The following is a 26873-nucleotide window of genomic DNA, read 5'->3' on the forward strand; positions in this document are numbered from 1 at the left end:
GATCAGCGGTCACCCCTCTTTTAATCCAAGTCCTGCTGCTTCGTAAAAAGAGGGGGACAGTGCACGTCCATCTTTCGTTACAGCTTCGACAGCGTCATTGTCATAAACGCGAAGGGCGAGTCTCGTCTCTAAATGATGATGAACGAAATCAGACTGCGGATGATCACCATTAAAAAAAACTTTATCAATGCGAACTCGGCCTTTATGAAGTGAATTTTCATAAAAATTGATTACTTTTTCCAACTCGTTCAGCACATCCGTCAATTCGCCTGCTTCATCCTTTTCTCTTCCTAACACCTCTACGATGTCTTCATTTTTTTCGATAAAGACTGGCTTCATGAACTTCGGCTGCTGTTCATGAAAGATCGACAGCATCATGACGTTTTCCGTTAAATGAATCATAAGCTCGTGCGCCTTCGCATTCGTAATGTCTTCTTGGTGGTAAAGACGGTACAAGCTAAGCGGCCCGATATCCGCTGCAACGGGTTTTAATTTCGCTTCTTCCATTACATTCATATAGTCACGTACTTTTTCTTCTGGCGCCGCAATTAATAGTACGTCTTTTTTTCCATCTTGTTCTCCAATCACCGCAACGTCAAATACCGGTTCTTCAAACGGCAAGTGAATGGTAGACCCGATTTGCATGAAAATGTAATTTTTAATTTCATCATCCTGTAAATCCGCATCGACTTTTTCTTCTCGCATCGCGACGAAATGATCGGGCACGATAAAGCGGGCCATACGATGTTTTATTTTCCAATCGTCGACACAGTTTTCCAAAACGGTCAGCAACGCATCAAAATCGACAATTTCCCCTCTTCGTATGAGTCCATCCGGAATGAAACGTTCACCACAACGTTCAATAATAAGCGGAGACGTTTGCTTTATTTCCACGTAGCGGATGGCATAATCGGTAAACACAAGATTAATCGTTTTATCTTTTTTTGAAAATAATCGAAACGCCATGTACATTTCTCCTTCTTTAAAAAAACTGGAGATACCAGTAGAGCAGCCCTTCACCGTGAAAATAGACGGTGATCGCTGCCATCGCAATATACGGTCCAAACGGCATCGGCTTCCCTCTTTTTACTATACCAAAAATCAGGAGGACAAGCCCGATGACAGCGCCAAATGCACACGATAAAAAAAAAGTCAGTAGTACGAGTTTCGTCCCCATCATAAATCCAAGAACACCGAACAATTTAATATCCCCGCCGCCCATTCCCCCTTTTGACACGATCGCAATGATCAGAAGAAGGAAAAAGCCTGCCGCAGCACCGAGGAGCGAATTCCACCACGATGTGAGCGGGTGTATCATTCGAACGATGAGAAACAAACTAAAAAAGAACAACACTATTTTATCTGGGATCAGCATGTAAGCAAGATCGGAGACGACGATAACGATCAGCATCGAAATGAAGAGAAGAGCGAGCAGAAAGTCCATCGTTAACCCGAAATAAAGATACGCATACAAAAATAACAGCGCCGTCATGAGCTCTGTTAAAGGATAAATAGGGGATATACGTGCCCCACATTTGCGGCACTTTCCTTTTAATATTATGTATGAAACGACCGGAATCAGATCGAATGCAGTCAATTGATGACCGCACAGCGAACAAGCGCTGCGCGGTTTCACAATGGACTTCCCGACCGGGACCCGGAGACCAACGACATTATAAAATGAGCCGAAGACGAGGCCGTATAGGAAGATTAATGTTAACATCATTTAGCAGCTGTTAGTCCAGCAACAGGTACGACATTAGCACGTTTTAATTCATTTGTAGGATCATCTACCCAAATGCCTCTCGTTCCGTTCATTAACTTTACTTCATACGTATACTGATTTGTTGCTGATTTCGTAATCGTGACGTAAGAACCATCAGTAGTGCCAGCTGTCCCTTTAGTGTAAGTTTCGCCATCTGGATCTTTCATTGGATTATCAACCAAACCTTCAGTATAAAAATCTGTTAAACTGAGCGTTTTAGAGCCGCCGGCTGCGATTTCACTCGCATTTCCCGCCACCCACGTTTTGGCAGAGTTCACCATTTGCTGTGCATTTGCGACATGTGCGTCTTTTTTCGAGTTATCAATTAAACCGCCAATAGATGGAACTGCAATGGCTGCAATAATACCGAGAATGACGACGACGGCGAGCAATTCAATTAACGTTAACCCTTTTTCATTTTTCATGTTTCGTTTCATTACTGCTAACATGTTTTCTCCTCCTGAATATCTATTATTTTGTTCATTTCTACCAAACTATGAATCTCTTACTTTCTACCTTCACCTTACTCCGTTTATCGTCTACTATCAATGAATGTTTAGTGAATTTATCATGATTCCCCTACTTATTTTATGCCTGTACGTTATTAAAAATCTCAAACATAGGTATAAGGATTGACGTGACGATCGTACCAACAATCCCCGCTAGCAGAACGATCATGAGCGGCTCAATTAATGATTTTAGCCGGTCGGTCGTGGCTTCCACTTCCCGTTCGTAAAAGTCCGCTACTTTAGAAAGCATGGAATCGAGTGAGCCTGTTTCTTCGCCGATTGAAATCATATGATGAACGAGCGGTGGGAAAGCCCAATGTTTTTTCATCGGTCCGGTCAATGATTCTCCCCGTTCCAATGCGTCCCGTGATTGTTTTATGACACGCTCAATCACTTCATTCTCAACAACTTCGCCAACCATTTCCATCGCTCTAATAATCGGCACTGAGTTTGAAAATAACGAACTGAGTGTTCGTGTCATCCGGGCTAGTACCGCTTTTTGCATAAGGTTTCCGATAATTGGCATTCTTAACATCGCATAATCATAATAATATTTCGTTTCTTTCCGCTGCCTGACACCCCAAAAGAAAAAAACAGTAAGTACTATTAGACCGATCACAACATACCAGTAATGTTGCATCCATTCACTCGATGAAAGAACGAACTGCGTAATGGCCGGCAGTTCGCCGCCAAAATCGGCAAACATCCCGACAAATGTCGGTACGACCGAGACGAGTAAAAAGATGACGACGGCAACGGCCACAACACCGACAGCAGCAGGATAGGCAAGTGCCGAAACGACTTTTTGACGTGTCCGGTGCTGACGCTCGTAATATTCGGCCATATCATGAAACGTTTCGTCGAGATTCCCTGTCGCTTCGCCGGCCCGTAGCATATTAATAAACAGCGGTTCGAATATTTTGCGTTGACGGGCAGCGGCGTCTGAGAGTGGCCTTCCTTCGCGTATTTCGCCTTCCATTTTACGAAGTGTTTTTTTCAATGCTTTGCTTTCTGTTTGCTGTGACAAAATCGCTGTAGCATCAATAACCGTCACACCTGCTGCTAACAGCGCGGAAAACTGGCGGAGGAACATGACCATATGCTCAAGCTTTACTTGTCTTCCGATCACAAGATCACGATTTAAAATCGTTTCTGCTTGCTGCTCGATGTCGGTTACACGTATCCCGTTTTTTTGCAATTTAGCCAGTGCTTCTTTTTTCGTTTCTGCTGTAATTGTCCCTTTTCTCGCTCCGCTTCGGTCCCGGCCTTTATAGTGAAATTTAGCCATTCTCTTTTTCTCTTTCTCTTAAATAAGGGAGAGCAGCATCACGGGAGAGCGCTTCTTGTTCGACTAAATCGTGCACATGGTCGGCCATCACCTGCATACCGGATGCTTTTGACGTTTGCATAACATTCACAATTTGATGTACTTTTTCAGACCGGATTAAGTTGGAAACGGCGGGGTTATTCATCAGCACCTCAACAGCTGCCCGTCTGCCTCGCAAATCAGGCGTCGGAAATAGCCTCTGTGAGACGATTGCGGCCAATACGGTCGCCAGCTGCGTTCGAATTTGCGGCTGCTGTTCGGCTGGAAACACGTCAATAATCCGCTCAATTGTCGCCGGTGCGCTCGATGTATGCAGCGTCGCCAGCACAAGATGGCCTGTTTCAGCGGCAGTGATTGCCGTTTGAATCGTTTCTAAATCGCGCATTTCTCCGACGAGAATGATATCCGGGTCTTGCCGCAGTGACGCGCGCAGCCCGTTAGCGAAGCTTTTCGTATCGTATCCGACCTCCCGTTGATCAATGATGCTTTTCCCATGCTTATGCAAATACTCAATCGGATCTTCGAGTGTAATAATGTGCTTTTTCGTTTCTTTATTTACATAATCAATCATACTTGCAAGCGTCGTTGATTTCCCGCTTCCGGTCGGACCGGTGACGAGGACAAGTCCGTTCGGCCGACTGACGATTTTTTTCAGCACCGGCGGCATAGATAAATCTTCGAGTGACGGAATCTTCGTCGGAATGACACGGATCGCAATCGACACACAATTACGCTGATGAAACGCATTTACCCGGAAGCGCGACACTTTCGGTATACCGAATGAAAGATCAATTTCTCCTTGCTCTTTAAACGACGCCCACAATCGTTCCGAAATAATCGCTTTGGCCATCTGTTCCGTGTCTTCCGGTGTAAGTACTTCTTTCCCGTACCGTTTCAAATCACCATGAATGCGGAAAACCGGTGCTGTTCCTACAGTCAAATGAATGTCCGATGCTTGCAATTCATATGCTGAACGTAATAAAAATTCAAGTTTTTCTCTCATCCTGTCTACTCCATTAAAACAGCGCGCAATATTTCTTCTGTCGTCGTAACTCCTTGCCGCACTTTCAGCAAGCCGTCATCGAGCAGAAAAATCGTTTTTTGCTTTTGCGCTGCTTCTTTTAATTTTGAAAGGGGTTCTTCATTTAAAATAATTCGTTTCATTTCTTCTGTTACCGTGAGCACTTCATGAATGGCAATCCGTCCTTTGTAGCCGGTCATATTGCAGGAAGCACAGCCATCACCTCTTTTGATTTTCTCAATCTTTAATCCACGTTTGCTGAAAATATCGATTTCCCGCTTCGTCGCTTCTTCATCACGGCCGCAGTCACGGCATACTTTCCGTACTAAACGCTGAGTCACGATGCCGCTTACGGATGATGCGACGAGAAACGAGTCGACACCCATATCAATGAGACGGGTAATGCTTGAGATGGAATCATTCGTATGAAGAGTGCTTAATACAAGATGCCCAGTCAATGATGCTCGAATTGCGACTTCAGCCGTTTCTTTATCACGTATTTCGCCGACCATAATGATGTTTGGATCTTGCCGTAAAATGGAACGAAGACCCGCAGCAAATGTTAAACCGACATTTGGATTGACTTGAATTTGATTGACGCCTTCTAGTTGATATTCAACCGGATCTTCAATCGTAATGATATTGACTTCTTCTTTGTTCAGCTTGTTCAGTCCCGCATAAAGAGTTGATGATTTTCCAGAACCAGTCGGACCGGTAATGAGTATAATCCCGTTCGGCCGTTCGAGCATTTTTTCAACACGCTGCAAATTGACTTTATTAAATCCAAGCCGATTCAAATCGTTTAGTGAGCTGCTTAAATCCAAAATCCGCATGACGATTTTTTCTCCGTACACAGTCGGCAATGTCGATACGCGCAAATCAATCGGACGAAATTCAATGTTTGTTTTAATCCGTCCATCCTGTGGAATACGGTGCTCCGTAATATCAAGATTCGCTAAAATTTTAATGCGTGCAATGAGCATACTTTGCATATGCTTTGGCAGCTGCCGTTCAACGTGCAGCATCCCATCCACGCGAAGACGAACCATCACTTTCGTTTCATGAGGATCGATATGAATGTCGCTCGCTTTTTCCGACAGCGCATGAGAAAAAATTTGGTTGACGAGACGAACGATTGGTGAATCATCGTCCGTGTTTTCTTGTTCAATCGCCGCTTCTTCAATATTTGCCTGTATCATTTCTTCAAATGAATCATCGATATCATAATACTTATTGATCGCTCGAATAATATCGTCTTTTGATGCAATGGCCGATACAATTTGAAAACCGGTTGAAAGCCGCAAGTCTTCTATTGTGTAATAATCCATCGGGTCTGCCATCGCCACAAACAATCGATTTTCTTCTTTTTTAAGCGGAATAATTAAGTTTTTCTTCGCTAATTCTTTCGGAATGAGCATTAATATTTTCATATCAATCGGATACTGGTACAGACTGACATGCGGGATGCCTAGCTGAAATTCAAGCACTTCAATGAGCTGCTGCTCGGTAATGTAGCCGCGTTGCAGCAAAGCATCCCCCAACTTTTGATCAGACGGTTTTTCCGACAGCGCCGATTCGAGCTGCGATTCTGTTACGAGTCCCGTTTCAACGAGTATGTCTCCGAGTCGTTTTCGCTGCGTTCTCATTGCCCATCATCCTTAGTTTGTGATTGTCTCCGTAGCTCTCGTTTTTCTTCAACTGTATTTTGTTCTGTCATTGAATCTGTTCCTGCGTTTGTACTTGTTTCTTCATTTGCTTCTTTATTTTCGTCTGTTGTGTCTGTATTTGGGTCAAGCGGTTGTAATTCAGGTTCTGGCGGTGGATCTTGTGAACTATGCCATTCAATTTGATGGACCGGCAAATAAAAATCTTCCGCGACTTTTTCTTCTTTTCGTTTCAACGTCCCTTCTCTCGTCTGTCGATACACATCAATCATCACACCGCTTTCACCAAACTGTTCAACGCGCGTCGTGCCATACGGCATATCTGGATCAAATCGCAAAATCGTTCTCGGCCGTAACTCCGCTTTATTTTTAAGCACAGGTGTGTACGTATAATAAAAAGGAATCCCTTTTAACACGCTGTATACTTTCCCATCTATCACTTGCCACTCGACGGTATAACTCGTTTCGTTTTCATTTAAAAAAATAAAATCTTGACCGTTCCCCTCCGCCACTTTCGCTTCATACCCGAGATCAATCTTGTCAGGCAACGCCATACTTTGATTTTTCTCTAGCACCGCGAAATTTGTCTTCATAACGAGCTGATATAAAGCAGATGAAAGGATATTGATGCTTTCTTTAGTTAGCTCTCTTGACTGGGTAGCCGAGAACCATTGATTAAACGATACAACACCCCCGCTTTTAACCCGGATCGACGGATTCGTTTTAATAAATGCCCTAAGCGACTCCGTAACAGTTCCTGTTAATACTTCTGCTGCAATGGATTGCTTCGCTTCTTCATTCACATATAAAGTGAGATCAATCACCGTTTCTTCCGGTTTTAAATAATCACCGATATCTGCAATGTCTGATGCGAGCGTCTCCAGATCAAGTGGTGTGTCACGAAGCAATGGAAATTGTTCATCAAGTTCCGCCTGAAGACGCTCTCGCGAAACAATCGTGTACAATTCATTTTTTTGTCCTGTAACGGCTTTTTCAATCGATTTTTCGATTTGAAACTCGATTAAGTTTGTGCTTATATTCACTGATTTTTCAACGTATTGAAACGTTAACACCGCGTCCAGCTGCCACGCTGTTACTTTTTCTGTTAATGTGCGCATCGCTTCCACTTTTGTCGCATGATCAAACGATTCAGATCCTATCATCGTTTCCTCATCAAAACGCTCGTTTGATTGAAAAAACTTCTCGTACACGGCTGTTCCGTAATACGAAAAGCCGATGAAATACAACGTCAGCATCGTAAACATAGCGGCGATTTTTACTGTGTCTTTTTTCTTCATATGCGGGCGCTCCAATCTGCCGTGACGCTTTACAGTTTTTCCTTATCATCAAAGTGAAGCAGCGGAATGTCCATTTCTTCATCACTGTCATCCACTTCATCAAACAATTCTTCTAAATAATGCGTTTCTTCATTCGGGATAGACGATGCATCCATTTCGGATTCCTCCTCCTCACCATAAAACAACGACTCGATATAGCCCTCTTCTTCCTCTTGAGTAGACATGGAAACCGGTTCATACGGTTCAATCACTTCTTCCATCTCATCCGTCACTGGCACTTCATACGGTTGTTTCACCTCTTCACGGGGCGGCTCTACGATAGCAAATTTTTCTACACGTTCTTCATCCAAATCAACACCATCGTCAATAGCCCAGTGTGCAGCACCATATTTCACCGTCAAGTATCCGGCCACGAGCAGCACAAGAAAAACAAGAAGAACCGTTTGCCAGAGCGTCACATAGGGAAAAAGCGTGATTGCTCCTATGGCGACAACGAAACATTGAAGCGCAATGATCAATTTTCCTTTCATCATTAATCCGATCGGCAAATAGATTAATAGAGGCAATAGGAGAAGGAACGCAATAAAAGCCATGATTGTATGTATCATTTACAATCCCTCCGAGCAAAAAAAGTAGTCAATCTACTTGCTATATTATACAAATTAAAGAAAGTTCTAGTTAAAAATTATTGTATAGTACAATTGTGTAATTTGAAAGAAATGAATGAGTGAACGTGTCGAATTTTATCAGAAACTGAAAAAAAGAATGAAAATAGGTATCTAATGAAGATCACCTGTTTTCATTCTTTTTCGCGGATCGAACTAGGGTTGACGATTCCATTTGGTGGAAGAGACAGATTGCTATTGTCATTTGTAAAAGGCAGCTCGGTTCCATGCTCCACTGTCGCATTCCCTCTTGAAATGAATTTGTCAGCTACGATTGTTCCTTTAATTAAACCTCCATTAAGATCGATCGTCCCATTTTCCGCATACAGCAACCCGTAAATTTCTTGATGGTTATTTTGTAAGCTTAGTATACCTGATCCTTTCCAATAGATTTTGAGCTTCTCCGGCTGCTTTGTGTTGTCGTTTATTGTACTTTTGTTATCCATTGTGAATGCACCGCTTACATATATAGTTAATTTACCGGTACCTTTAATATAGATTTGCCCATCTTTGCCGAGATTCAAGTTATTCACAACAATTTCTTTATCTGATTCCCCTGTATTAATTGTTACTATGCTGCCGCTAACCTGAAAAAGGTTAAAATATGATACATTTTTTGAAAGCAGCAGTTCTTTATTTTTATTGACTTTGTAATCTTCTGCCTCTTCTAAAGCAGGCTTCTGTGGAAACACAGGGAATTCCGGTATTGCTTGATTTGTTTCTGACAAACTATAAACGTTCCCAGTAATTTCTGAACTCCCACCTATTTTAAGATTGGCCTTATCACCTATCCACACGTCTCCATTAATCGTCACATTCCCACCTATATCAAGAGTTGACTTAATGATTAAAGCTGTTTCCTTCGAATACTTAGATGAATCCGGAGTTCCTGGACCTCCTCCAGAACTCCAATTTACGCTAATCGCCTGTCTAACTTCCCGTTTTTGATTTCCTATTTTCCCCATAGATGTGATCATGTAGTTCCCCCCGCTGCCTTGCACCGCTATTTCAGCACTAGGGATTTCGCCATAAGCTTTTTCAAAAACCGGTGATGAATATGGATCTCCGCCTAAAATCTGCTGTTCCAAATCACTGTAAAATAAAGCTTGATTCGGCTCTTCTCTATAAAAATGATCCTGGTGAAGATCTTCAGCGATGTTTTTAATTTTTGTATAAGCTTTGGCCGCTCCAGCTTCCGCAATATAATAAGCGGCTTCGTATTTTTGTTCAGTCTGATTTGCTTTCATATTGTTCAACGACAGCCCTAAAATAGCTAGGCCGAGCACAGATAAAACAGTCAGCACAAGCAGTACAATAATTAATGCCATGCCCCGCTCGTTATACATCGCTTTTTGAATACATAGAGGAGACTTCATCGGTAATACCTACTTTCTTATGTATATAACCGTTTTAAATTCTTTTGACAAGTTTTTTTGGTGGGGTGTTTCTACGCTTTTAATCGTCAATGTCAATTTATTTTGGGGTTCATCATATTCTGGCGTGAACACGTCGATATTTTCTGCTATCACTGCACCGTCCCTTAAAATTACCTTCTCTGCTTTGCTGTATGTGTAGGAAATCTCTCCAATTTCCATTGATGATTGGACTTTATTTACATCATGAACATTCCCTTGCTTCCGGACATCGGTCGTCATCCATTTAAATGCTAGCCGGACATTTGCTTGGCCATCAATCTGTTTCGTTTGGTCTGTAAACTGCCGCTGTCCGGACAATTGAACATTGCTTATTAATAAAAGAACTATAGTAAGAAGTGCAGAGGCAACAATGACTTCGATCAATGTTACACCACGCTCATTTTTCAGCCATTGTTGCATGTTCCATACCCTCCTTTATCTTATAATCGTTTCCATTTGCGCCTGTGGGGTTTGCTCTGGATCTTCTGCTTCTTCTTCGCTTCTAAATACTTTCACAACCACTTTTCCATCATGATTTGATTTATTAATATTAACGTAAAAGGTATCAATCGTTCCTCTGTACGTTTGATCGTATCCTTCAGCAGGTGTCACTGCTTTCGTTACAGGACATACCATGCTGTTTTCAATCGATTTATGGATCACTTCTTCTATACACGTTTGCGCTACATACGTCGCATCCATTGCTGATTCCGTCTGTTGGTTCGTTCGAGCGGATTGAATGAACATAGCCGAGAAAGAAAGGACAACAATCGTAAGAATAACTATGGAGAGCAGTATTTCAATTAAAGTCATTCCATCATTCGACATAAGATTTTTCACTCTTTTCTTCAACATTCTCACCCCATCTACACTTCTCTATTCCCGCTATTTTACTAGATTAATAGTCATTAATTATTTAATTTTAGCATATTTAAGAAAGGATGAATATGTGAAATGGACGTAGGCAATACAGAAGAAAGCCCTATTTTAAAGTTTATTTTTAAAATAGGGCTTTCTTCTAACTTTCAACAAATCTATACATTTTCACTAAAAAAGCCGGGCGTTTTTATCTCCTTTTTCACAGTAGAAATGAAATAAAGAGAGCCCGTTATGATGAAAACATCTGTTCCTTTTCCATTTTTTTGGAATCGTTTAATCTGTTTTTGATAATCTTGTACAATGTCAGATTTTTCATCTGTATACGGTTCATACTCTTCACTCTGCGCCGCACGCGGAAAATCAAACGGGGCCAAATACAATTGATGTGCGACACCTTTTAATTGCTGAATCATACCGTCAAGCGGTTTGTCTTTCATCGCCGCGAATAAAATGGTGATGTTCCGGTCGGGAAACCGCTGATTGATCGTTTTAACTAGTGCACTGATCCCTTCTTCGTTATGCGCACCGTCCGCAATAATGAGCGGGCACTCATAAAGTGTTTCAAAACGGCCTGGCCAGTGTATATTTCCTAGTCCTTTTTCGACATGTTCATCTTCAATGAAAAACGCATAAAAGGTGCGTAAATAGTCGGCAGCCATAATGGCTAGTGCGGCATTATTCACTTGATGCAGCCCTGCTAAACTCGTTTCAATCGGACCGCGTGTGCTAAATGGGGATTGAAACTCGAATTGTTCGCCATGTTCCGTCGATGAAAGCCATGTTCCACTAAATTCACGTCCTCTCAAGTAAAGAGAGGCTTTTTTCTCTTTTGCGACTCGTTCAATGATGTCAAGTGCTTCCGGCTGCTCAACCGCTGTCATGACAGGCACTCCATTTTTAATAATACCCGCTTTTTCAAAGGCAATTTCGGCCAGCGTATCACCAAGAAATTGAATATGATCCTTACCGATTGTCGTAATAATGGACAGAACCGGATGAATGATGTTCGTTGAATCTAAACGGCCGCCCAGACCGACTTCAAATAATACAATATCAACGGGCCGCACGCAGGCAAAATAGTAAAGTGACATAGCGGTAATGATTTCAAATTCACTCGGTCCGCCGAACGCCATCTCTTCCATTTCATCGGCCAGTCCGCGGATTTTTTGAGCCAATCCTGTTACCTCTTCATCAGAAATCGGTCTGCCATTTATACTGATTCGCTCATTGAACTGTTCAATGTACGGCGATGTGAACGTTCCGACTTCATACCCAGCTTCACTTAAAATAGACCGAAGCATGGCTGTTGTCGATCCTTTCCCATTCGTTCCGCCGATATGAACAGCTTTCAGTCTCCGTTCTGGATGACCGAGACGCTCCATCATCCATTCCATCCGTGAAAGCCCCGGTTTGATCCCTGTGCGGAGCCGTCCATGTATCCATGATAATGCTTCTTCATATGTGTCCATTCAAACTTCTCCCTTTATGTACGAAAAAGACGAATCCGCTCTGCAGAGCGATCCGCCTTTTTCTGCTTCTTAATTCTTTAAATCTTCAATGCGTGCTTCAACAGCGGCAAGTTTCATACGGTAATCTGCTTCTTTCGCACGTTCTTCCTCTACCACTTTTTGCGGAGCTTTTGACATAAACCGCTCATTCGAAAGTTTCTTCAACACACGGTCTACCTCTGACTGCCATTTTGCTTTTTCTTTTTCAAGACGAGCAATTTCTTCGTCTAAATTGAGAAGCCCTGCAAGCGGCATAAATAATTCAGCTCCTGTGACAACAGCGGTCATGGACTTCTCCGGAGTTTCTGGATTCGGTTCAATAACAAGCTCGTCCGGATTACAAAAGCGCTCGATGTAATAGCGGTTTTCTGTCAATGTAGACAAAACAGACTCATCTTTCGCTTTAATGACGAGGGGCACTTTTTTGCTCATTGGTGTGTTTACTTCCGCACGGATGTTACGCACAGCGCGAATGATATCGACAAGCAATTTCATGTCCGTAGCCGCTTCTTTATTTGTTAAAGAATGATCAGCTACTGGCCATTTCGCTTCCACAATCGTTTCGCCTTCATGCGGCAAGTTTTGCCAAATTTCTTCTGTAATGAATGGCATAAATGGATGCAGTAGACGCATCGTGTGATCAAGCACGTATGCAAGAACAGAACGCGTCATTTGCTTCGCTTGCTCATCTTCTCCGTACAATGGCAATTTCGCCATTTCAATGTACCAGTCACAGAAATCATCCCAAATGAAGTTATAAAGTGTACGGCCGACCTCACCAAATTCATATTTCTCAGACAAATGCGTCACGTTGTCAATCGTTTCGTTCAAACGGGTTAATATCCACTCGTCCGCCACGGATTTTTTACCAGACAAATCAATCTGATCATACGTCATGCCATTCATATTCATCAAAGCAAAACGGGAGGCATTCCAAATTTTATTGGCAAAGTTCCAAGTCGCTTCTACCTTTTCCGTTGTGTAGCGTAAATCTTGGCCCGGCGAGCTGCCTGTCGCTAGGAAATAACGCAGTGAATCAGCGCCATATTGATCGATGACTTCCATCGGATCAACACCATTGCCTAGTGATTTCGACATTTTGCGGCCTTCTGCATCACGGACGAGACCGTGAATTAGCACATCATTAAACGGACGTTTACCTGTAAACTCAAGTCCCTGGAAAATCATACGTGATACCCAGAAGAAAATAATATCATAGCCTGTTACGAGTGCGGCCGTCGGGTAATGGCGTTTGAAATCGATCGCTTCTGTATCCGGCCAGCCCATCGTTGAAAATGGCCACAGTGCAGATGAGAACCATGTATCCAGTACGTCGTTATCTTGTTCCCAGTTTTCAGCGTCAGTCGGTTCCTCGTGCCCGACATACACTTCACCTGTTTCTTTGTGATACCAGGCTGGAATACGATGGCCCCACCATAATTGACGAGAAATACACCAATCACGAATGTTATCCATCCAGTGCAAATACGTTTTCTCAAAACGATCTGGTACAAAATTCACTTTTTCTTCTGTTTTTTGCAAATCAACAGCAGCACTAGCAAGCGGTGCCATTTTCACAAACCATTGCGTCGATAAATATGGCTCAACGACCGCTCCGCTCCGCTCAGAATGACCAACTGAATGAAGATGCTCTTCAATTTTGAATAGAACACCTTCATCTTGCAAGTCTTTTACAATTTGTTTCCGGCAGTCAAAACGATCAAGACCGTTATATTTGCCTGCTTCCTCATTCATTGTGCCATCTTCATTCATGACAAGAATACGCGATAAATTGTGGCGGTTACCGATTTCAAAGTCATTCGGGTCATGCGCCGGCGTAATTTTTACTGCACCGCTTCCAAATTCTTGATCAACATAATCATCCCCAACAATCGGAATAATACGCCCTGTTATTGGCAGCACGACATGTTTGCCGATTAAATGCTTGTAACGGTCGTCTTTCGGATGAACGGCAACGGCTGTATCGCCAAGCATCGTTTCTGGACGCGTCGTCGCCACTTCAATATAGCCTGAACCGTCTTTTAGCGGATATTTCATATGATAAAACGCACCTTGTACGTCTTTATAAATGACTTCAATATCAGACAGCGCCGTTTTCGTCGACGGGTCCCAGTTAATAATGTATTCGCCCCGGTAAATTAATCCTTTTTCATATAGCTTCACAAATACTTCACGAACCGCTTTTGACAAGCCTTCATCAAGTGTAAAGCGCTCGCGGCTGTAATCAAGGCCGAGGCCTAGTTTCGCCCACTGTTCGCGAATGTGAGCCGCATATTCTTCTTTCCACTTCCACGATTCCTCTAAAAATTTCTCGCGGCCCAGGTCATAACGTGTCGTTCCTTCGTCTTTCAGCTTTTGTTCGACTTTCGCCTGCGTCGCAATGCCTGCGTGATCCATCCCTGGTAGCCAGAGTACATCGTAGCCTTGCATGCGCTTCATTCGCGTTAAAATATCTTGCAGTGTCGTATCCCACGCATGGCCAAGGTGCAATTTCCCTGTTACGTTTGGCGGCGGGATAACGATTGTATACGGCTCTTTTGTTTCATCGCTTTTCGCTTCGAAAAATCGGCCGGCTGTCCACCAATCATATCGTCCTTTTTCGATTGTCTTTGGATCGTATTTTGTCGGCATCGTTGTTTCATTTTGTTGTAACATTCATTTTTCCTCCTTAACAAAAAAAAGCCTCTCGTCTTGAAAAGGACGAAGAGGATTGTTCACGGTACCACCTTTTCCAGGTCCACACTTTTCTTTTGATACCATTATCTTATCCGAAATAGACGAATCCCGTCAATGCTTGCACACACGTTTCCTCCTTTTTTACATACAATATGAAAAAGGCAGGTGTATAAATTATGATGCGTCATTATGATCGGTGGCCGCCCTGGCTCCGGCGCTGCCGTTGCATCGCATGCGGGATCATTATTCCGTTATGCTGCTTTCAAGGACTCCGCACGTTATTTTTCCCGACAACGATGGACGTCATTTTGCTGGCTCTTCTCATTCTTCTTGCGGCGGCACTTCATCTTGAGTGGATATAAGTGCAACATCGCCCGACGGCTCGATTGAAAATCGCCATTCGGCCTGATGTTCAGACCGTTCTTCGAGCCAGCTGAATATAGATGGCTCTTCTGTGTGTCCTTTTTGAACTTGTACAGACGCTTCTTCTACAATACTAGCGGGCTCTTCGACAGACGCTTCTTCTACATGATCTTCGTGTTCTTCATTTGCGTGTGAGTCAAATTCAAACACCGTTTCTTCTTCCTTCAGAGAAACCGCAACGGCGAGCTCGGCTGTAAGCACTAAACGGTCGGGCTTTTGTACGTCGTAATCAAATGAGTGAATTTGAATCTCCGTGTCATCCGCTAGTTGCCGATCTGGCGGGATAAACGCATGAACAGGTATGTGCCGGAAAAATTGCCGAATGTTTTCTTCTTCTTCCGTCGCGATGCAGTATTCACCCGTCACTTCAATTGTACCTGTAAGTGCCGTGCCTCGTTCATTTGAGTCCATTGTCACTTGTGGGTCAAGCGAGATCGATAGCAATTCTTCCACATTTTCTCCATCTGGGAACACGACACCTTCTTCAATGGATACGAAAAATAATTCGTCCACCAAAATCAGCTCCTTTTTTATCCCGCATTAACGGGCAGTAAGATTCCCACTTCAGAATATCAAAAAGAACAGAAGGCTTCGCTTTGGGAATCAACTGCCCGTAAAAGCCCGATTGGTTCAACTACCATTCAATGAGATGTTGAAAAATCCCATTGAATGAAGTTTCACTTTATCCTGCTTCTTATTTTATGATTGGAGCTGCGGTATCATTCCGATTAAATGGGGTTTGTCCAAGATGGCCTCACACGATTGTTCAAAACGTTTCTTTCATTACGTTAGATACTGTTTTATTTGTTCATTCAACCGCCTGTTTCTCTTTTTCTAACGTCAGGACACCGTCTGTCATATTATACACTTTGTCACAATAACCGATTAAGCGGATGTCATGAGTGACGACAATGGTCGTTGTATTTTTATTCTTTGTTTCACTTTTTAAAAGTTCCATCACTTCGTAAGCACGATCAGAGTCAAGTGATGCTGTCGGTTCATCTGCTAGAATAATCGATGGATTGCTGTATAATGCTTTTGCTATAGCTGCCCGCTGACGTTCACCTCCTGATAGATCGACGGGGTATTTGCTGCGAAGGTCGCCAATGCCTAAATCTTCATAAAGCTGCTCCAATTCTTCTTTCGTCATGTTTCCTTTTTTCACTTTATCTAATAGCTTCATTTGCATATCCACCGTCAGAAATGGTATTAAATTAGAAGACTGTAAGATAAAACCTATCTCTTTTAACCTAATCTTAGAACGCTTCTTTTCGTTTAACGCCGTGAGGTTTTGATTATTAATGATAATGTCACCGCTAGATGGGGTTTGCAAACCTCCTGCAATCGTCAGAAAAGTGCTTTTCCCCGAACCTGACGGACCAATGACAGCGACTAATTCCCCCTTATTCGCTTGAAAATTTGTTTCTTTAAGTGCCTCTACTTTTTTATGGCCTGTGCCAAATGACTTCTTTACTTGATTTAATTCTAAAATAGCCATCATTTAGCCTCCTATCGCTTTTAATGGATCAATTTTCACAATAGTTAGTACAGAAAATACAGCACCTAGTATTGCAACGATGATCAGTATTAGTCCATACAGAATCATTGTTGCAAGATCAAAAGACACAGGTACCGCACTTGGTAAAAAAGCGCCTGAAATAAGCGTTAATACAAAACCAACCGTTACACCAATGGCGGCTAAAATAAATGTTTGAGCAATGACCGATTGAGATAAATATCTATTTGAAATACCTTGTGCTTTCATGACGCCAAACATACTTATTTTTTGAACAGTCAAGACGTATAAGAAAATGGCCACAATGACAGATGAAATAGCAAACAAGAAATAAATCATAAAGTTTAACGTTAAATTTTGTTCCGTATAACCAGGTAAATTTCGGATGAATGTTTCGATCTCACTTACTTCCAGTGCATCATTTTGAGTAATAGAAGAGAGACCATCTGTCCGAACAACAATACCGTTTATTTGATCTGCATTTAGTTCAGCGGCTTCGCCATATTTAACTCGATGAAAAGTAGATAAATCCCCATAAAGAACAGGAGCTCCATTAAAACGTGCCTCATCTGTAAAACCAACAATGGTTAGGCGTTCTTCTGTAGATGATAGTTGTAAGTTATCGCCTAGTTTAAATCCATCTTCTTTTAATGAATCGCTGGCAATGACTTCATTTGTATTCGAAAATTCTTTGCCTTCCGTTACATTCGGCATAATAAATTCATCTTTCTCAATGCCGAAAATTGACACATTATTCTTTTGATCACCATTTGCGGCGATGGCATTTATTTGACCAATTACGGCACTTTCTTTTGCATCGACACCGTTCAACTCATCGAGCGTCATTGAAGATTGAGGCAAACTTTTATCCGATTCTTCAGTTAAAATGATCGCTGTCGCTTCCCATTTATCCACTGATTCTCTATTCAAACTTTCAAGACCCGTAGCAAGACCAGATAAAAAGAAAACTAAGTACGAGACAAGCATTAAAACACCTGTAATTAACGTAAAGCGTAATTTATTCTTTTTTATTTCATTCCAAGCTAAAAACATCGTTTCACATCCTATTAATTTATTAAATTAATGATCGATCCATCAAATATCTGGAATGGCTGTTTATAGTTGAGTGGCCGTGTGATGAAGACTTTCAGCAGTTGTGGCTACGTTCTTCGTATCGTTGCCAATCGCTTTAATTACCTGAACAAGTTCCATTACATCCTCCTCCACACGATTAATGTGCCGATCATTTTCCTCAATTGAATGAAGTATTTCCCTAAACTTTGTTTGTGTTTCTGTAGAGCTTTCTAATCCGAGTACAACGCTTTTTTTTACATCAAAGATCGTGTCAACAGCCTGATTCGTCAGTTCAGTGGACATATGAACAAGACTGGTAATTTGCTCGACCGACTGTTTAGACTGCTCAGCCAATTTTCGGACTTCTTGGGCGACTACTGCGAATCCATTTCCATGTTCACCCGCCCGCGCCGCCTCAATCGATGCGTTCAGCGCCAATAAGTTTGTTTGTTCGGCGATCTGTTTCACCATGATGATAATGTTTATAATTTGATCGGAGGATGATTTAAGCTGCCCTATAATTTCCCCCATCTGTTCTGTCCCGCCCGTAATAAACTTCATTTGTGATTTCAATTGTTTAACCATTTCATTTCCTTCGGTAGCATCCGATTGGATTCGTCTTACACTTTCTACATTTAAATGGATGCTCTCACGCACCCTGCCGGCATGTACGTCCACTTGTTTGACGGATGTATTCGTTTCTACTGTCAGGTTGGCTAAATCTTCGCTAATTGAAGAGATTTTACTTTTCAGCTCGGTTTTCACAATGTCATATTGCGATTCACGCAATTTGATATTTTCTCTTTCATATTCTTCCAAAACAATTTGCATTTCAAAGTTGATCAGCTTTGAAACGGTTAACATCGCCTTTTCCTGCATGTCGTTTACAGACAGTTCTCTATTGATCAATCGGATAATGGCTTCTTGCACTTGTTGGAACGTACCCATGTACCACTTAGGTTCTAAACCAATCTTAAAATGCATCTGTGCCACTTTCATCCGCTTTTGGATCGATGCCTCGTCAATCTCTCCATCGAACATCTCTATAATATATGTGCGCAACATTTGCTTTAATCGCTCTATCGTGCTGCGCTCCTCGATTATTTGGCGCAACGATGGAACCGCTAACACTTTGTCATAAAAGACAGATACAATTTCATCGATCTGTTCTCTTACAAGCGGCTGAAATGATTTTACAAGTGCTAAATCTTGTGCCGTTAATTCGATCAAATCCATCTGCTTTTTTAATTCCGGATACGTATGCAAATCAATTGTCGGCATTGGTTTCAGCAGTTGTCCTTGTCCCAAAACGGACTGCTTCTCTTTCCTATTACTCTTCCATTTAAAAAGTCTATCCAACGTTCATCCCTCCTGCTCATTATAATTATGATCCTAGAAATGATTCTTTCTTATCTCTTATTAATAACAGTAAACTATATTTATGTCAAATGTTTGTATAATGTATGAATAAAAAGATTATACAAATCAACCATTTTGCTATATGATAAAAAAAACAAAAATAGTTTGGAGGAACGTACATGTACCAATGTAAAGCATGTGATCCGTCAGCACTTTACTATCAAATCCGCTTTTCCGGGCAAGAAAATTTGCATCACATCCCGCAAATACGCACCTATCTCGAAAAGAACAAACTGCTGATTAACGGCAGTAATAATGGATTAGTTGTAAAAGAAGCTGCTGTTGCTGGATTGTTTGATTATTTCTCTGACAATATGAATTTAAAGGACATTTCATTTCGAATTGATGAGCGTGATTGGAGACCAATCCAAGAGGTCGTAGAATTGCTTGAATTCCAATGGATTGATACGGTCATCCTTGAACAGTTGGTGACATGTCATATCCAACCGATCGTGGATACGAACGAGCAAGTTTACGCGTATGAAATGTTATCTCGCTTTGAAGATCATTCAGGTCAAGCCGTGGCTCCCTATCATGTTTTCTCGGCAGCTAAAAACCGCAACCGGATGTATGCTTTAGACCGTGTTTGCCGGATGACGGCTGTTCGAAGTGCCGCAATGGTCGATAAGAAAGTATTTATTAACTTTATTCCAACTTCTATTTACTCACCGGAACATTGTTTGAAATCGACCGCTCAGCTCGCTGGCCAACTCGGGATCGAACCTTCCCGATTTGTATTTGAAGTAGTGGAGACAGAAAGAGTGAGCGATCTGGAGCATTTAAAAAGAATATTAATGTATTACAGGGAGAAAGGATTTCATTATGCATTAGATGATGTCGGTGAAGGGTTCAGCACAGTTGAAGTGTTGGAACAATTGGCTCCACATTACATGAAGCTGGACATGCAGTTCGTGCAAGGCATTTCTTCAGATCCAGTTAAGCAGATGACTGCTAGAAAGATATGGAATTCAGCCATACAGGTTGGCGCCATTCCTCTTGCAGAAGGAATTGAAGACAGGGACGATTTTGTATGGTTAAAAAAATGTGGGTATAAGCTCTTTCAAGGTTATTTATTCGGAAAACCGGCTCCCATCCGCGCATAGCAAAGGAGCCAGTTTGAACGTCTCCCACTCATTTTCTATTCAAATGTCGTGTTTTCCACCTTGCTACTAAAAAGCCTAACGTATATCCGTACACAACGTGACCTGCTAACCAATAAGAAAAAGCGGGCATACTTGTGATGGAAGGTGTCCTGTCAGATAAAGCTGTCGTCGGAAAAAGAATGAGACCGATTATTATACAAACAGACACGCACAATGAAATTATTCTTTTATGGGAGGTTATGTTCATGTAACTTATTGCGAAGTACAGACACACACTTAATCCGATAGAAATGATGAGATGGAACGCGACTTCAACAAATTCAGAAAAAGTATATCGCTTGAGAATAGGGATATAATCGACATTCAATAAAAGTGTATATACTTTATAATGAGTTGTTTGCTCCACCATTTTTAAGAATACAGCTAAAATCATACCTGCGATCAATCCAGATAGACTAGCTTTTCGTATTAGTCGCTCGTTCAACATCATTAACCCTTCCCTTCTTTCCTATTTCGTATTGAATTATTTCTTTTATTTATATCATAGTTTCGCTTAAACGTTATAGTATTGTATAATGTTATTTCGTTAACAATGTACAACATTTGTCTATTTGCTCTGCTTAAGCTTATACGAAACAAGGTTTGTACTATCGGAGTCAATGATGGAAAGGATGAAAATCATGAATCAATCTCGTGCAAGCGGGCCTTATTATATACAACAAGTTGCAGATGTGACAGGGCTTTCAAAACAAGTCATCCGCAAATGGGAAGAGAGGTATGAACTTGTACAACCGGAGAGATTAGCAAATGGTTATAGAGTTTATAGTGAAAAAGATGTAAACATCCTTTTGAAAGTCAAAACACTTTCCGAGAAGGGATACTCAATTAGACAAGCCGTTGTGATCGTTAAAGAGGATAACGAAACGATAGATCTCTCGATTGATCAAGAATCGATCCTACATTATGAAGAGCTGAATGACTATGTCTTTCAACTTCTCGAAAAAGGTACTCACTGTGACGAATTAGAATTACACCTCGTGTTACAACAAGCCTATCATCATTTAGGATTAGCTATGTTTTTAACATCTGTCGTCATTCCTTTTTTAAAAGAAGTCGGAAATAGATGGGGAAAAGGCGAGTGGGATGAATATCAAGAGTCTATCTCAAGTCTTGTCGTACGGGACTTTTTAGTGCAAATCCGTCGAAACTATCAATGCAGGGATGATGCTTCTTTAATTTTAGGCGCATGTCTTCCATATGAGCGTCATGAAATACCTTTGCATATCATTTTGCTGCAATTTATGTTAAAAGGATGGAAAACGATATTGATCGGAGCTTCTCCTGCTCCCGGCTCTATCGAATCGCTCGTGCGAAAACTCAAACCTACTAAAGTCCTGCTCTCTGCCACAACGACGATCCCTTTTGAAAAGGATCCCAATCTTTTAAAAAGCCTTGATGAATTCGCTTCCAAAAATAAGGAAATAGATTTCTATCTTGGCGGCAGCGGCTCCATACAATACACTGTAGGTATGACTTTACGTGCAATCCATGTGACCGACTCAATCGAAGATATTATCAATTAAGACTTTGCTTCTAGTTTATTGGCAGCCTGTGGATTGTTCTCTTTTTTCCTATGCGATATGTAAAATCTAAATCAAAAACGAAATGACCTCGGCCACAAGACGCCGAGGTCATTTCATTACATCTACGTTATAGAAACAACTCTTCTAATAAATTATTTTTTCAACCGGCTGAATGCTTTTTCAGCGGCTGCAATTGTTTTTTCAATGTCTTCATCTGAATGAGCTGTTGATAAAAATAGTCCTTCAAATTGAGACGGCGGCAGGAAAACACCTTCCAGTGCCATTTCACGGTAATAATCCGCAAATAAAGCGAGGTCAGAGTTTTTTGCATCGTCGTAGTTTCGAACAGGTCCCTCATGGAAGAAAAAGCCGATCATCGAGCCAGCACGGTTGAATGTAATTGGAATGCCTTGTTTTCGCGCTGCTTCTGTCAATCCTTTTTCAAGCAAGTCTGCTTTACGCGCAAATTCATCGTACGATTCCGGCGTGAGCTGGCGAAGTGTTTCAATCCCCGCTGTCATCGCCATCGGATTACCGGATAATGTACCCGCTTGATAAATCGGGCCGGCTGGAGCGATTTGATTCATGATTTCTGCTTTCCCTCCGTACGCTCCAACAGGCAGACCGCCGCCGATCACTTTGCCGAGACATGTAAGATCCGGCGTAACGTCAAAATGACCTTGTGCGCAGTTGTAGCCGACACGGAAACCAGTCATTACTTCATCGAAAATGAGTAATGCGCCATATTGTTCTGTGACGTCACGCAGCCCTTCAAGGAAACCAGGCTGAGGCGGAACGACACCCATGTTACCAGCAACCGGTTCAACGATGATACAAGCGATATCATTTCCAAATTGTTCAAACGCGTAACGAACGCTTTCTAAATCGTTGTAAGGTACTGTAATCGTATTTTTCGCCACACTGTCTGGAACACCCGGGCTGTCGGGCAAACCGAGTGTTGCTACGCCAGATCCCGCTTTGATTAACAGCGAATCGCCGTGTCCGTGATAGCATCCTTCAAATTTCAAAATTTTGTTTCTTCCTGTGTAGCCGCGTGCAAGGCGAAGGGCACTCATGGTTGCCTCTGTACCGCTTGAAACCATACGGACCACTTCAATGGATGGAACACGTTCAATGACAAGTTCAGCCATTTCATTTTCAAGTAACGTCGATGCCCCAAAACTTGTACCCGTTTCTGCTGTTTTTTTCAACGCTTCCACTACATGTTCGTCCGTATGGCCAAGAATCAGAGGCCCCCATGATAATACGTAGTCAATATACTCATTGCCATCAATATCATAAATACGTGAGCCTTTGCCGCGCTCCATAAAGATTGGATCTATGTTAACTGATTTAAACGCACGAACTGGACTGTTTACACCGCCCGGCATCATGTTGACGGCTTTTTCAAACGCTGCTTTCGATTTTTCAAATGAACGCATATATGTCTCCCCTTCCAATTATTGTTCGCTAAGCCAGCGCGCTGCATCTTTTGCATGATACGTCATGATTAAGTCAGCACCTGCCCGCTTCATACTCGTTAATTTTTCCAGTACAATCGCTTTTTCATCCACCCATCCATTCAATGCGGCAGCTTTCACCATGGCGTATTCGCCGCTTACGTTGTATGCCACAACCGGTGCGTCAAATTCATTGCGTACGTCACGAATAATATCAAGATAAGAGAGAGCCGGCTTAACAATTAAGAAGTCCGCTCCCTGCTCTATATCAGCCGCTGCTTCACGCATCGCTTCACGGCGATTTGCCGGGTCCATTTGATACGTTTTCCGATCGCCAAACTGCGGCGTAGAATCGGCTGCTTCACGGAACGGTCCATAAAACGCAGATGAATATTTAACAGCATAAGACATGATTGGAATGTGCGCATAGCCCGCTGCATCAAGTCCTTGGCGGATCGCCGTCACGAAGCCATCCATCATGTTCGAAGGCGCGATAATATCTGCACCCGCTTCCGCCTGGCTTACCGCCGTTTTCACAAGCAAATCAAGCGACGGATCATTTAACACGTTACCGCTTTCGACAATGCCGCAATGGCCATGATCTGTATATTCACAAAGGCACGTATCCGCGATGACAAGCAAATCTGGATACTGTTCTTTAATATAACGCGTCGCCTGTTGGACGATCCCATGATTGTGATAAGCACCTGTCCCAACATCGTCTTTCTCAATCGGTAAACCGAATAAAATGACCGATTTAATGCCTAAGTTGACGATTTCATCGAATTCTGCTTTCAAGTTATCAATGGAAAGCTGGAACACACCTGGCATAGAAGATACTTCATTCCGGACACTTTCTCCTTCTGCAACAAATAACGGATAAATAAAATCATTTACACTTAACACTGTTTCCCGTACTAGTGCACGCATATTGGCGCTTTGGCGCAAGCGCCGGTGTCTTGCAAATTCATTTGTCATTGTTTTCACTCCTCGTAATAATAGATCATGTCAGAAACAAGTGAAGCCGTTGTATACTCCTCCGGACAGATCGAAATTTTCATTCCATATTTCTCAGCTTCTTTTTTTGTTACCGGTCCAATACAGGCAAAGTCAGCCTCTGGAATTGGCTCTTCTGCTTCGTTTAACGTGTGAATAAAGTGACGGACAGCAGACGGACTCGTAAAGGTATACATATCAATTTGTTCATGCTGGATAAGATGAAGCAATGATGCTTTTTCTTTTTCCGGAAAATACGTTTCGTACACAATCCAGTCATCTGCTGCCGCTCCTGTTTTGCGAATTGTCTCACTAATTACGTCACGGGCAAGATTTCCTTTCGGAATAAGCGCATTTTTGGGCGCAAACCGGCCTGTTTCTATGTCTTCTGCTAGATCATCTGCGGAAAACCGCTTTGGAATATAGGACACCGTTATACCGTACCGCTCAAGTGATTCAGCCGTTTTTGTTCCAATCGCCGCAAATTTAGCCGGTATGGATTTTATATCCACGCCTGTCTTTTCCACTTTCTTCATAAAAAAATCAACACCATTTTTACTCGTGATGATGATCCAGTCATATGTAAATAGCTGATTTAATACAACTTCGTCCCGAACGTTTTCATACATTCTAAACGCGATCAGCGGCACCGCGTATGCTGTGCCGCCCGCTTTTTCTATTTTATCAATAAACGATGCCGCCTGTCCCGCAGGACGCGTTACAGCAATTCGTTTTCCTGATAACGGATGATCCATATTCACTCTGATTCTGCTCTCGCTGCTTCAATTAAGTCAACAGCGCCGCGTTCTTTTAATAGACGAGCCGCTTCTAAACCGACTTGCTCTGCGTCATGGCCTTCAACAGTTTCTTTTAGAATCGTCTTGCCATCTGGTGACGCAACAAGTGCTGTTAAAGAGATCGTTTTATCACCTGCTGTGGCAAATCCTGCAACCGGTACTTGGCATCCGCCATTGACAGCCGCTAAAAAAGCACGCTCTGCCGTCGTCGTTTTTTTCGTGTTTTCGCACGTATATTTTGCTAACAAGTTAAGAAGTTCCGTATCATTTTCACGGCATTCAATCGCAAGTGCGCCTTGCCCAACCGCAGGAATGGACAAGCCTTCATCCAAAAATTCTGTGACGATATCAGATGACCAGCCCATGCGTGCAAGACCGGCTGCTGCTAAAATAATCGCATCATATTCTTCATTTTCTAGCTTTTGAAGACGCGTATCAATGTTGCCGCGAATCCATTTAATTTCAATGTCAGGACGTACAGCCAACAGCTGAGCACTGCGGCGAAGGCTGCTTGTACCTATAATTGAACCGGCCGGTAAGTCGTGAAACTTTACATGCCCTTTTGAAATAAAAGCATCTCTTGGGTCCTCTCGTTCTGGTACTGCACCAATCACAAGACCTTCGGGAAGTTCAGCCGGCATATCTTTCATGCTGTGAACAGCCAAATCGATTTCATGATCAAACATTGCTTGCTCGATTTCTTTTACAAAAAGGCCTTTGCCGCCGACTTTAGATAGTGTGACATCTAAAATCCGATCGCCTTTTGTCACAATTTCTTTCACTTCAAATTCAGTCTCAGGTGACAATGTTTTCAACTGATCGATAACTTGATTCGTCTGCGTTAACGCGAGACGGCTTCTTCTTGATCCGACAATAATTTTCCGCATAATACCCTCCATCTAGACCGAAAGCCGGATGTCACGAATACCAGAAATGGAATGTGGACAGCCGGCTTCCGAGGAAAAAGTTAATTAAAATAATGAAAAACGCTGCCGCATTAATAAATGCAAGCGTTCTTCCTGAGCATTCTTTTCGTACTTTTACATATAAAAAAATACTGTATATCAATAGTAAAACAAATGATGCAATAATTTTCAAATCAAACCAACTAACATCCGGCAATTTAATTGTTTTCCATACGAGTCCAAGAATAAGACTGAGCATGAGAAGTGGTACACCTATTGCATTTAAGACGACTGACAACTTTTGAAGCTGACCGAGATCACCAAGACGCCAGAGACGCTCATTCCATTTTTTCGTTTTTAGCAGACGATATTGAAGTAAATATAGTGCTGAAAAAATGAATGAAAGAGAAAAAGCACCGTATGATAAAATCGCCATCGTAATATGAATAAGTAAAAGTTCCGAAACAAGCTTTTCCGCCGCCGCCTCCGATTCCACTTGTACCGGGGCAAATGTATGGATTGTCATAATTAAAAATCCGATCACATTCGTAAAAAGAACGGTAAAGTCCATTCGAAGTAACTTATTTAAAACAAGTGACATTGTTAATAATACCCATGCATAAAAATAAAGTCCCTCAAATAATGTGAGGACCGGTAGTCTTCCAGTGTTATACATGTAAAGACATAAAAAAATTGTTTGAAGGCTCCAAACAATCGATAAAATCCAGAAGGCGATTTTATTCGCCTTCTTGTTTCGTTGTACAAAATCAAGGAAATAGAGCAATACGCTTACTGCGTATAAAATAATCATTAGTTCATGAAGCCGTGTCATTCCCTGTTCAAACATTG

General features: G+C 42.1%; 26 protein-coding genes. 3 read left to right on the plus strand and 23 right to left on the minus strand.

Features of this window, described 5'->3' with window-relative positions; genetic code table 11:
- Positions 1 to 9: 9 nt before the first annotated feature.
- From pilM to BLL40_RS02205, 13 genes are all read right to left on the minus strand, one after another.
- Complete coding sequence (gene pilM / locus BLL40_RS02145; RefSeq protein ID WP_159434177.1) at positions 10 to 966, minus strand: type IV pilus biogenesis protein PilM; 957 nt, start codon at positions 964 to 966, stop codon at positions 10 to 12.
- A 16-nt stretch (positions 967 to 982) separates the two neighbouring features.
- On the minus strand, positions 983 to 1726 hold the full coding sequence (locus BLL40_RS02150; protein ID WP_342743107.1) for a prepilin peptidase: 744 nt from the start codon (positions 1724 to 1726) through the stop codon (positions 983 to 985).
- A complete protein-coding gene (locus BLL40_RS02155) occupies positions 1723 to 2214 on the minus strand; it encodes a pilus assembly FimT family protein (RefSeq protein WP_073710252.1) in 492 nt (163 codons plus the stop codon). Before BLL40_RS02155 ends, BLL40_RS02150 begins: the two co-directional genes overlap by 4 nt.
- A 139-nt stretch (positions 2215 to 2353) precedes the next feature.
- On the minus strand, positions 2354 to 3562 hold the full coding sequence (locus tag BLL40_RS02160; RefSeq protein ID WP_073710253.1) for a type II secretion system F family protein: 1209 nt from the start codon (positions 3560 to 3562) through the stop codon (positions 2354 to 2356).
- Positions 3555 to 4604: a type IV pilus twitching motility protein PilT gene (locus BLL40_RS02165; protein WP_073710254.1), complete on the minus strand. Its 1050-nt coding sequence runs from the start codon at positions 4602 to 4604 to the stop codon at positions 3555 to 3557. The genes BLL40_RS02160 and BLL40_RS02165 overlap by 8 nt, the downstream gene beginning before the upstream one ends.
- A 5-nt stretch (positions 4605 to 4609) precedes the next feature.
- Entirely contained in the window at positions 4610 to 6268 is a 1659-nt protein-coding gene (locus BLL40_RS02170) for a GspE/PulE family protein (RefSeq protein ID WP_073710255.1), read from the minus strand.
- Entirely contained in the window at positions 6265 to 7584 is a 1320-nt protein-coding gene (locus BLL40_RS02175) for a G5 domain-containing protein (RefSeq protein WP_073710256.1), read from the minus strand. Before BLL40_RS02175 ends, BLL40_RS02170 begins: the two co-directional genes overlap by 4 nt.
- 29 nt (positions 7585 to 7613) lie before the next feature.
- Positions 7614 to 8192, minus strand: a complete 579-nt coding sequence (locus BLL40_RS02180) for a hypothetical protein (RefSeq protein ID WP_073710257.1) — start codon at positions 8190 to 8192, stop codon at positions 7614 to 7616.
- A gap of 191 nt (positions 8193 to 8383) precedes the next feature.
- On the minus strand, positions 8384 to 9625 hold the full coding sequence (locus BLL40_RS02185) for a DUF7305 domain-containing protein (RefSeq protein WP_073710258.1): 1242 nt from the start codon (positions 9623 to 9625) through the stop codon (positions 8384 to 8386).
- A gap of 9 nt (positions 9626 to 9634) precedes the next feature.
- Complete coding sequence (locus tag BLL40_RS02190; RefSeq protein WP_073710259.1) at positions 9635 to 10084, minus strand: PilW family protein; 450 nt, start codon at positions 10082 to 10084, stop codon at positions 9635 to 9637.
- 15 nt (positions 10085 to 10099) lie between these two features.
- Positions 10100 to 10519 carry a type IV pilus modification PilV family protein gene (locus BLL40_RS02195; RefSeq protein WP_073710260.1) on the minus strand — a complete coding sequence of 140 codons (420 nt, stop codon included), beginning with the start codon at positions 10517 to 10519 and terminating at the stop codon, positions 10100 to 10102.
- Positions 10520 to 10698: 179 nt separating this feature from the next.
- A complete protein-coding gene (locus BLL40_RS02200; protein ID WP_073710261.1) occupies positions 10699 to 12012 on the minus strand; it encodes a bifunctional folylpolyglutamate synthase/dihydrofolate synthase in 1314 nt (437 codons plus the stop codon).
- A 69-nt stretch (positions 12013 to 12081) separates the two neighbouring features.
- Positions 12082 to 14727, minus strand: coding sequence for a valine--tRNA ligase (locus tag BLL40_RS02205; protein ID WP_073710262.1), 2646 nt, complete (start codon positions 14725 to 14727; stop codon positions 12082 to 12084).
- Between the two features lie 197 nt (positions 14728 to 14924).
- On the opposite strand from BLL40_RS02205, the gene BLL40_RS02210 reads away from it, so the two are divergent.
- A complete protein-coding gene (locus BLL40_RS02210; RefSeq protein ID WP_083566206.1) occupies positions 14925 to 15110 on the plus strand; it encodes a hypothetical protein in 186 nt (61 codons plus the stop codon).
- On the opposite strand, the gene BLL40_RS02215 is transcribed toward BLL40_RS02210, so the two are convergent.
- The 4 genes from BLL40_RS02215 to BLL40_RS02230 all read right to left on the minus strand — a co-directional run bounded on the left by BLL40_RS02215 (position 15070) and on the right by BLL40_RS02230 (position 19120).
- The gene (locus tag BLL40_RS02215; protein WP_073710263.1) at positions 15070 to 15684 is read right to left on the minus strand and encodes a hypothetical protein; all 615 of its coding nucleotides are present in this window, start codon (positions 15682 to 15684) and stop codon (positions 15070 to 15072) included. The two genes, BLL40_RS02210 and BLL40_RS02215, sit on opposite strands and share 41 nt — an antisense overlap.
- Positions 15685 to 15979: 295 nt before the next feature.
- Complete coding sequence (locus tag BLL40_RS02220) at positions 15980 to 16669, minus strand: ABC transporter ATP-binding protein (RefSeq protein WP_073710264.1); 690 nt, start codon at positions 16667 to 16669, stop codon at positions 15980 to 15982.
- Positions 16670 to 16672: 3 nt separating this feature from the next.
- Positions 16673 to 17740, minus strand: a complete 1068-nt coding sequence (locus BLL40_RS02225; protein ID WP_073710265.1) for an ABC transporter permease — start codon at positions 17738 to 17740, stop codon at positions 16673 to 16675.
- Positions 17741 to 17803: 63 nt separating this feature from the next.
- Positions 17804 to 19120, minus strand: coding sequence for a globin-coupled sensor protein (locus tag BLL40_RS02230; protein WP_095532811.1), 1317 nt, complete (start codon positions 19118 to 19120; stop codon positions 17804 to 17806).
- Positions 19121 to 19299: 179 nt separating this feature from the next.
- On the opposite strand from BLL40_RS02230, the gene BLL40_RS02235 reads away from it, so the two are divergent.
- The gene (locus tag BLL40_RS02235; RefSeq protein WP_073710266.1) at positions 19300 to 20283 is read left to right on the plus strand and encodes an EAL domain-containing protein; all 984 of its coding nucleotides are present in this window, start codon (positions 19300 to 19302) and stop codon (positions 20281 to 20283) included.
- A gap of 28 nt (positions 20284 to 20311) precedes the next feature.
- On the opposite strand, the gene BLL40_RS17055 is transcribed toward BLL40_RS02235, so the two are convergent.
- Positions 20312 to 20773, minus strand: a complete 462-nt coding sequence (locus tag BLL40_RS17055) for a hypothetical protein (RefSeq protein WP_143180074.1) — start codon at positions 20771 to 20773, stop codon at positions 20312 to 20314.
- A 190-nt stretch (positions 20774 to 20963) separates the two neighbouring features.
- Between BLL40_RS17055 and BLL40_RS02245 the strand changes: the two genes are divergently transcribed.
- Positions 20964 to 21866, plus strand: coding sequence for a MerR family transcriptional regulator (locus BLL40_RS02245; protein WP_073710388.1), 903 nt, complete (start codon positions 20964 to 20966; stop codon positions 21864 to 21866).
- Positions 21867 to 22018: 152 nt separating this feature from the next.
- Here BLL40_RS02245 and hemL read toward each other — a convergent pair whose 3' ends face one another.
- From hemL to BLL40_RS02270, 5 genes are read right to left on the minus strand one after another with little or no spacing between them, the layout of a single operon-like run.
- Positions 22019 to 23308: a glutamate-1-semialdehyde 2,1-aminomutase gene (gene hemL, locus BLL40_RS02250; protein ID WP_073710267.1), complete on the minus strand. Its 1290-nt coding sequence runs from the start codon at positions 23306 to 23308 to the stop codon at positions 22019 to 22021.
- Positions 23309 to 23326: 18 nt separating this feature from the next.
- Positions 23327 to 24304 carry a porphobilinogen synthase gene (gene hemB, locus BLL40_RS02255; protein WP_173799876.1) on the minus strand — a complete coding sequence of 326 codons (978 nt, stop codon included), beginning with the start codon at positions 24302 to 24304 and terminating at the stop codon, positions 23327 to 23329.
- A gap of 5 nt (positions 24305 to 24309) precedes the next feature.
- Complete coding sequence (locus tag BLL40_RS02260; RefSeq protein WP_073710389.1) at positions 24310 to 25077, minus strand: uroporphyrinogen-III synthase; 768 nt, start codon at positions 25075 to 25077, stop codon at positions 24310 to 24312.
- A 2-nt stretch (positions 25078 to 25079) separates the two neighbouring features.
- Positions 25080 to 26006: a hydroxymethylbilane synthase gene (gene hemC / locus BLL40_RS02265; RefSeq protein WP_073710269.1), complete on the minus strand. Its 927-nt coding sequence runs from the start codon at positions 26004 to 26006 to the stop codon at positions 25080 to 25082.
- Positions 26007 to 26037: 31 nt separating this feature from the next.
- The gene (locus tag BLL40_RS02270) at positions 26038 to 26871 is read right to left on the minus strand and encodes a cytochrome C assembly family protein (RefSeq protein ID WP_073710270.1); all 834 of its coding nucleotides are present in this window, start codon (positions 26869 to 26871) and stop codon (positions 26038 to 26040) included.
- Between the last annotated feature and the right edge of the window lie 2 nt (positions 26872 to 26873).

Source organism: Domibacillus mangrovi, assembly GCF_001906925.1.
GTDB classification, from domain to species: domain Bacteria; phylum Bacillota; class Bacilli; order Bacillales; family Domibacillaceae; genus Domibacillus; species Domibacillus mangrovi.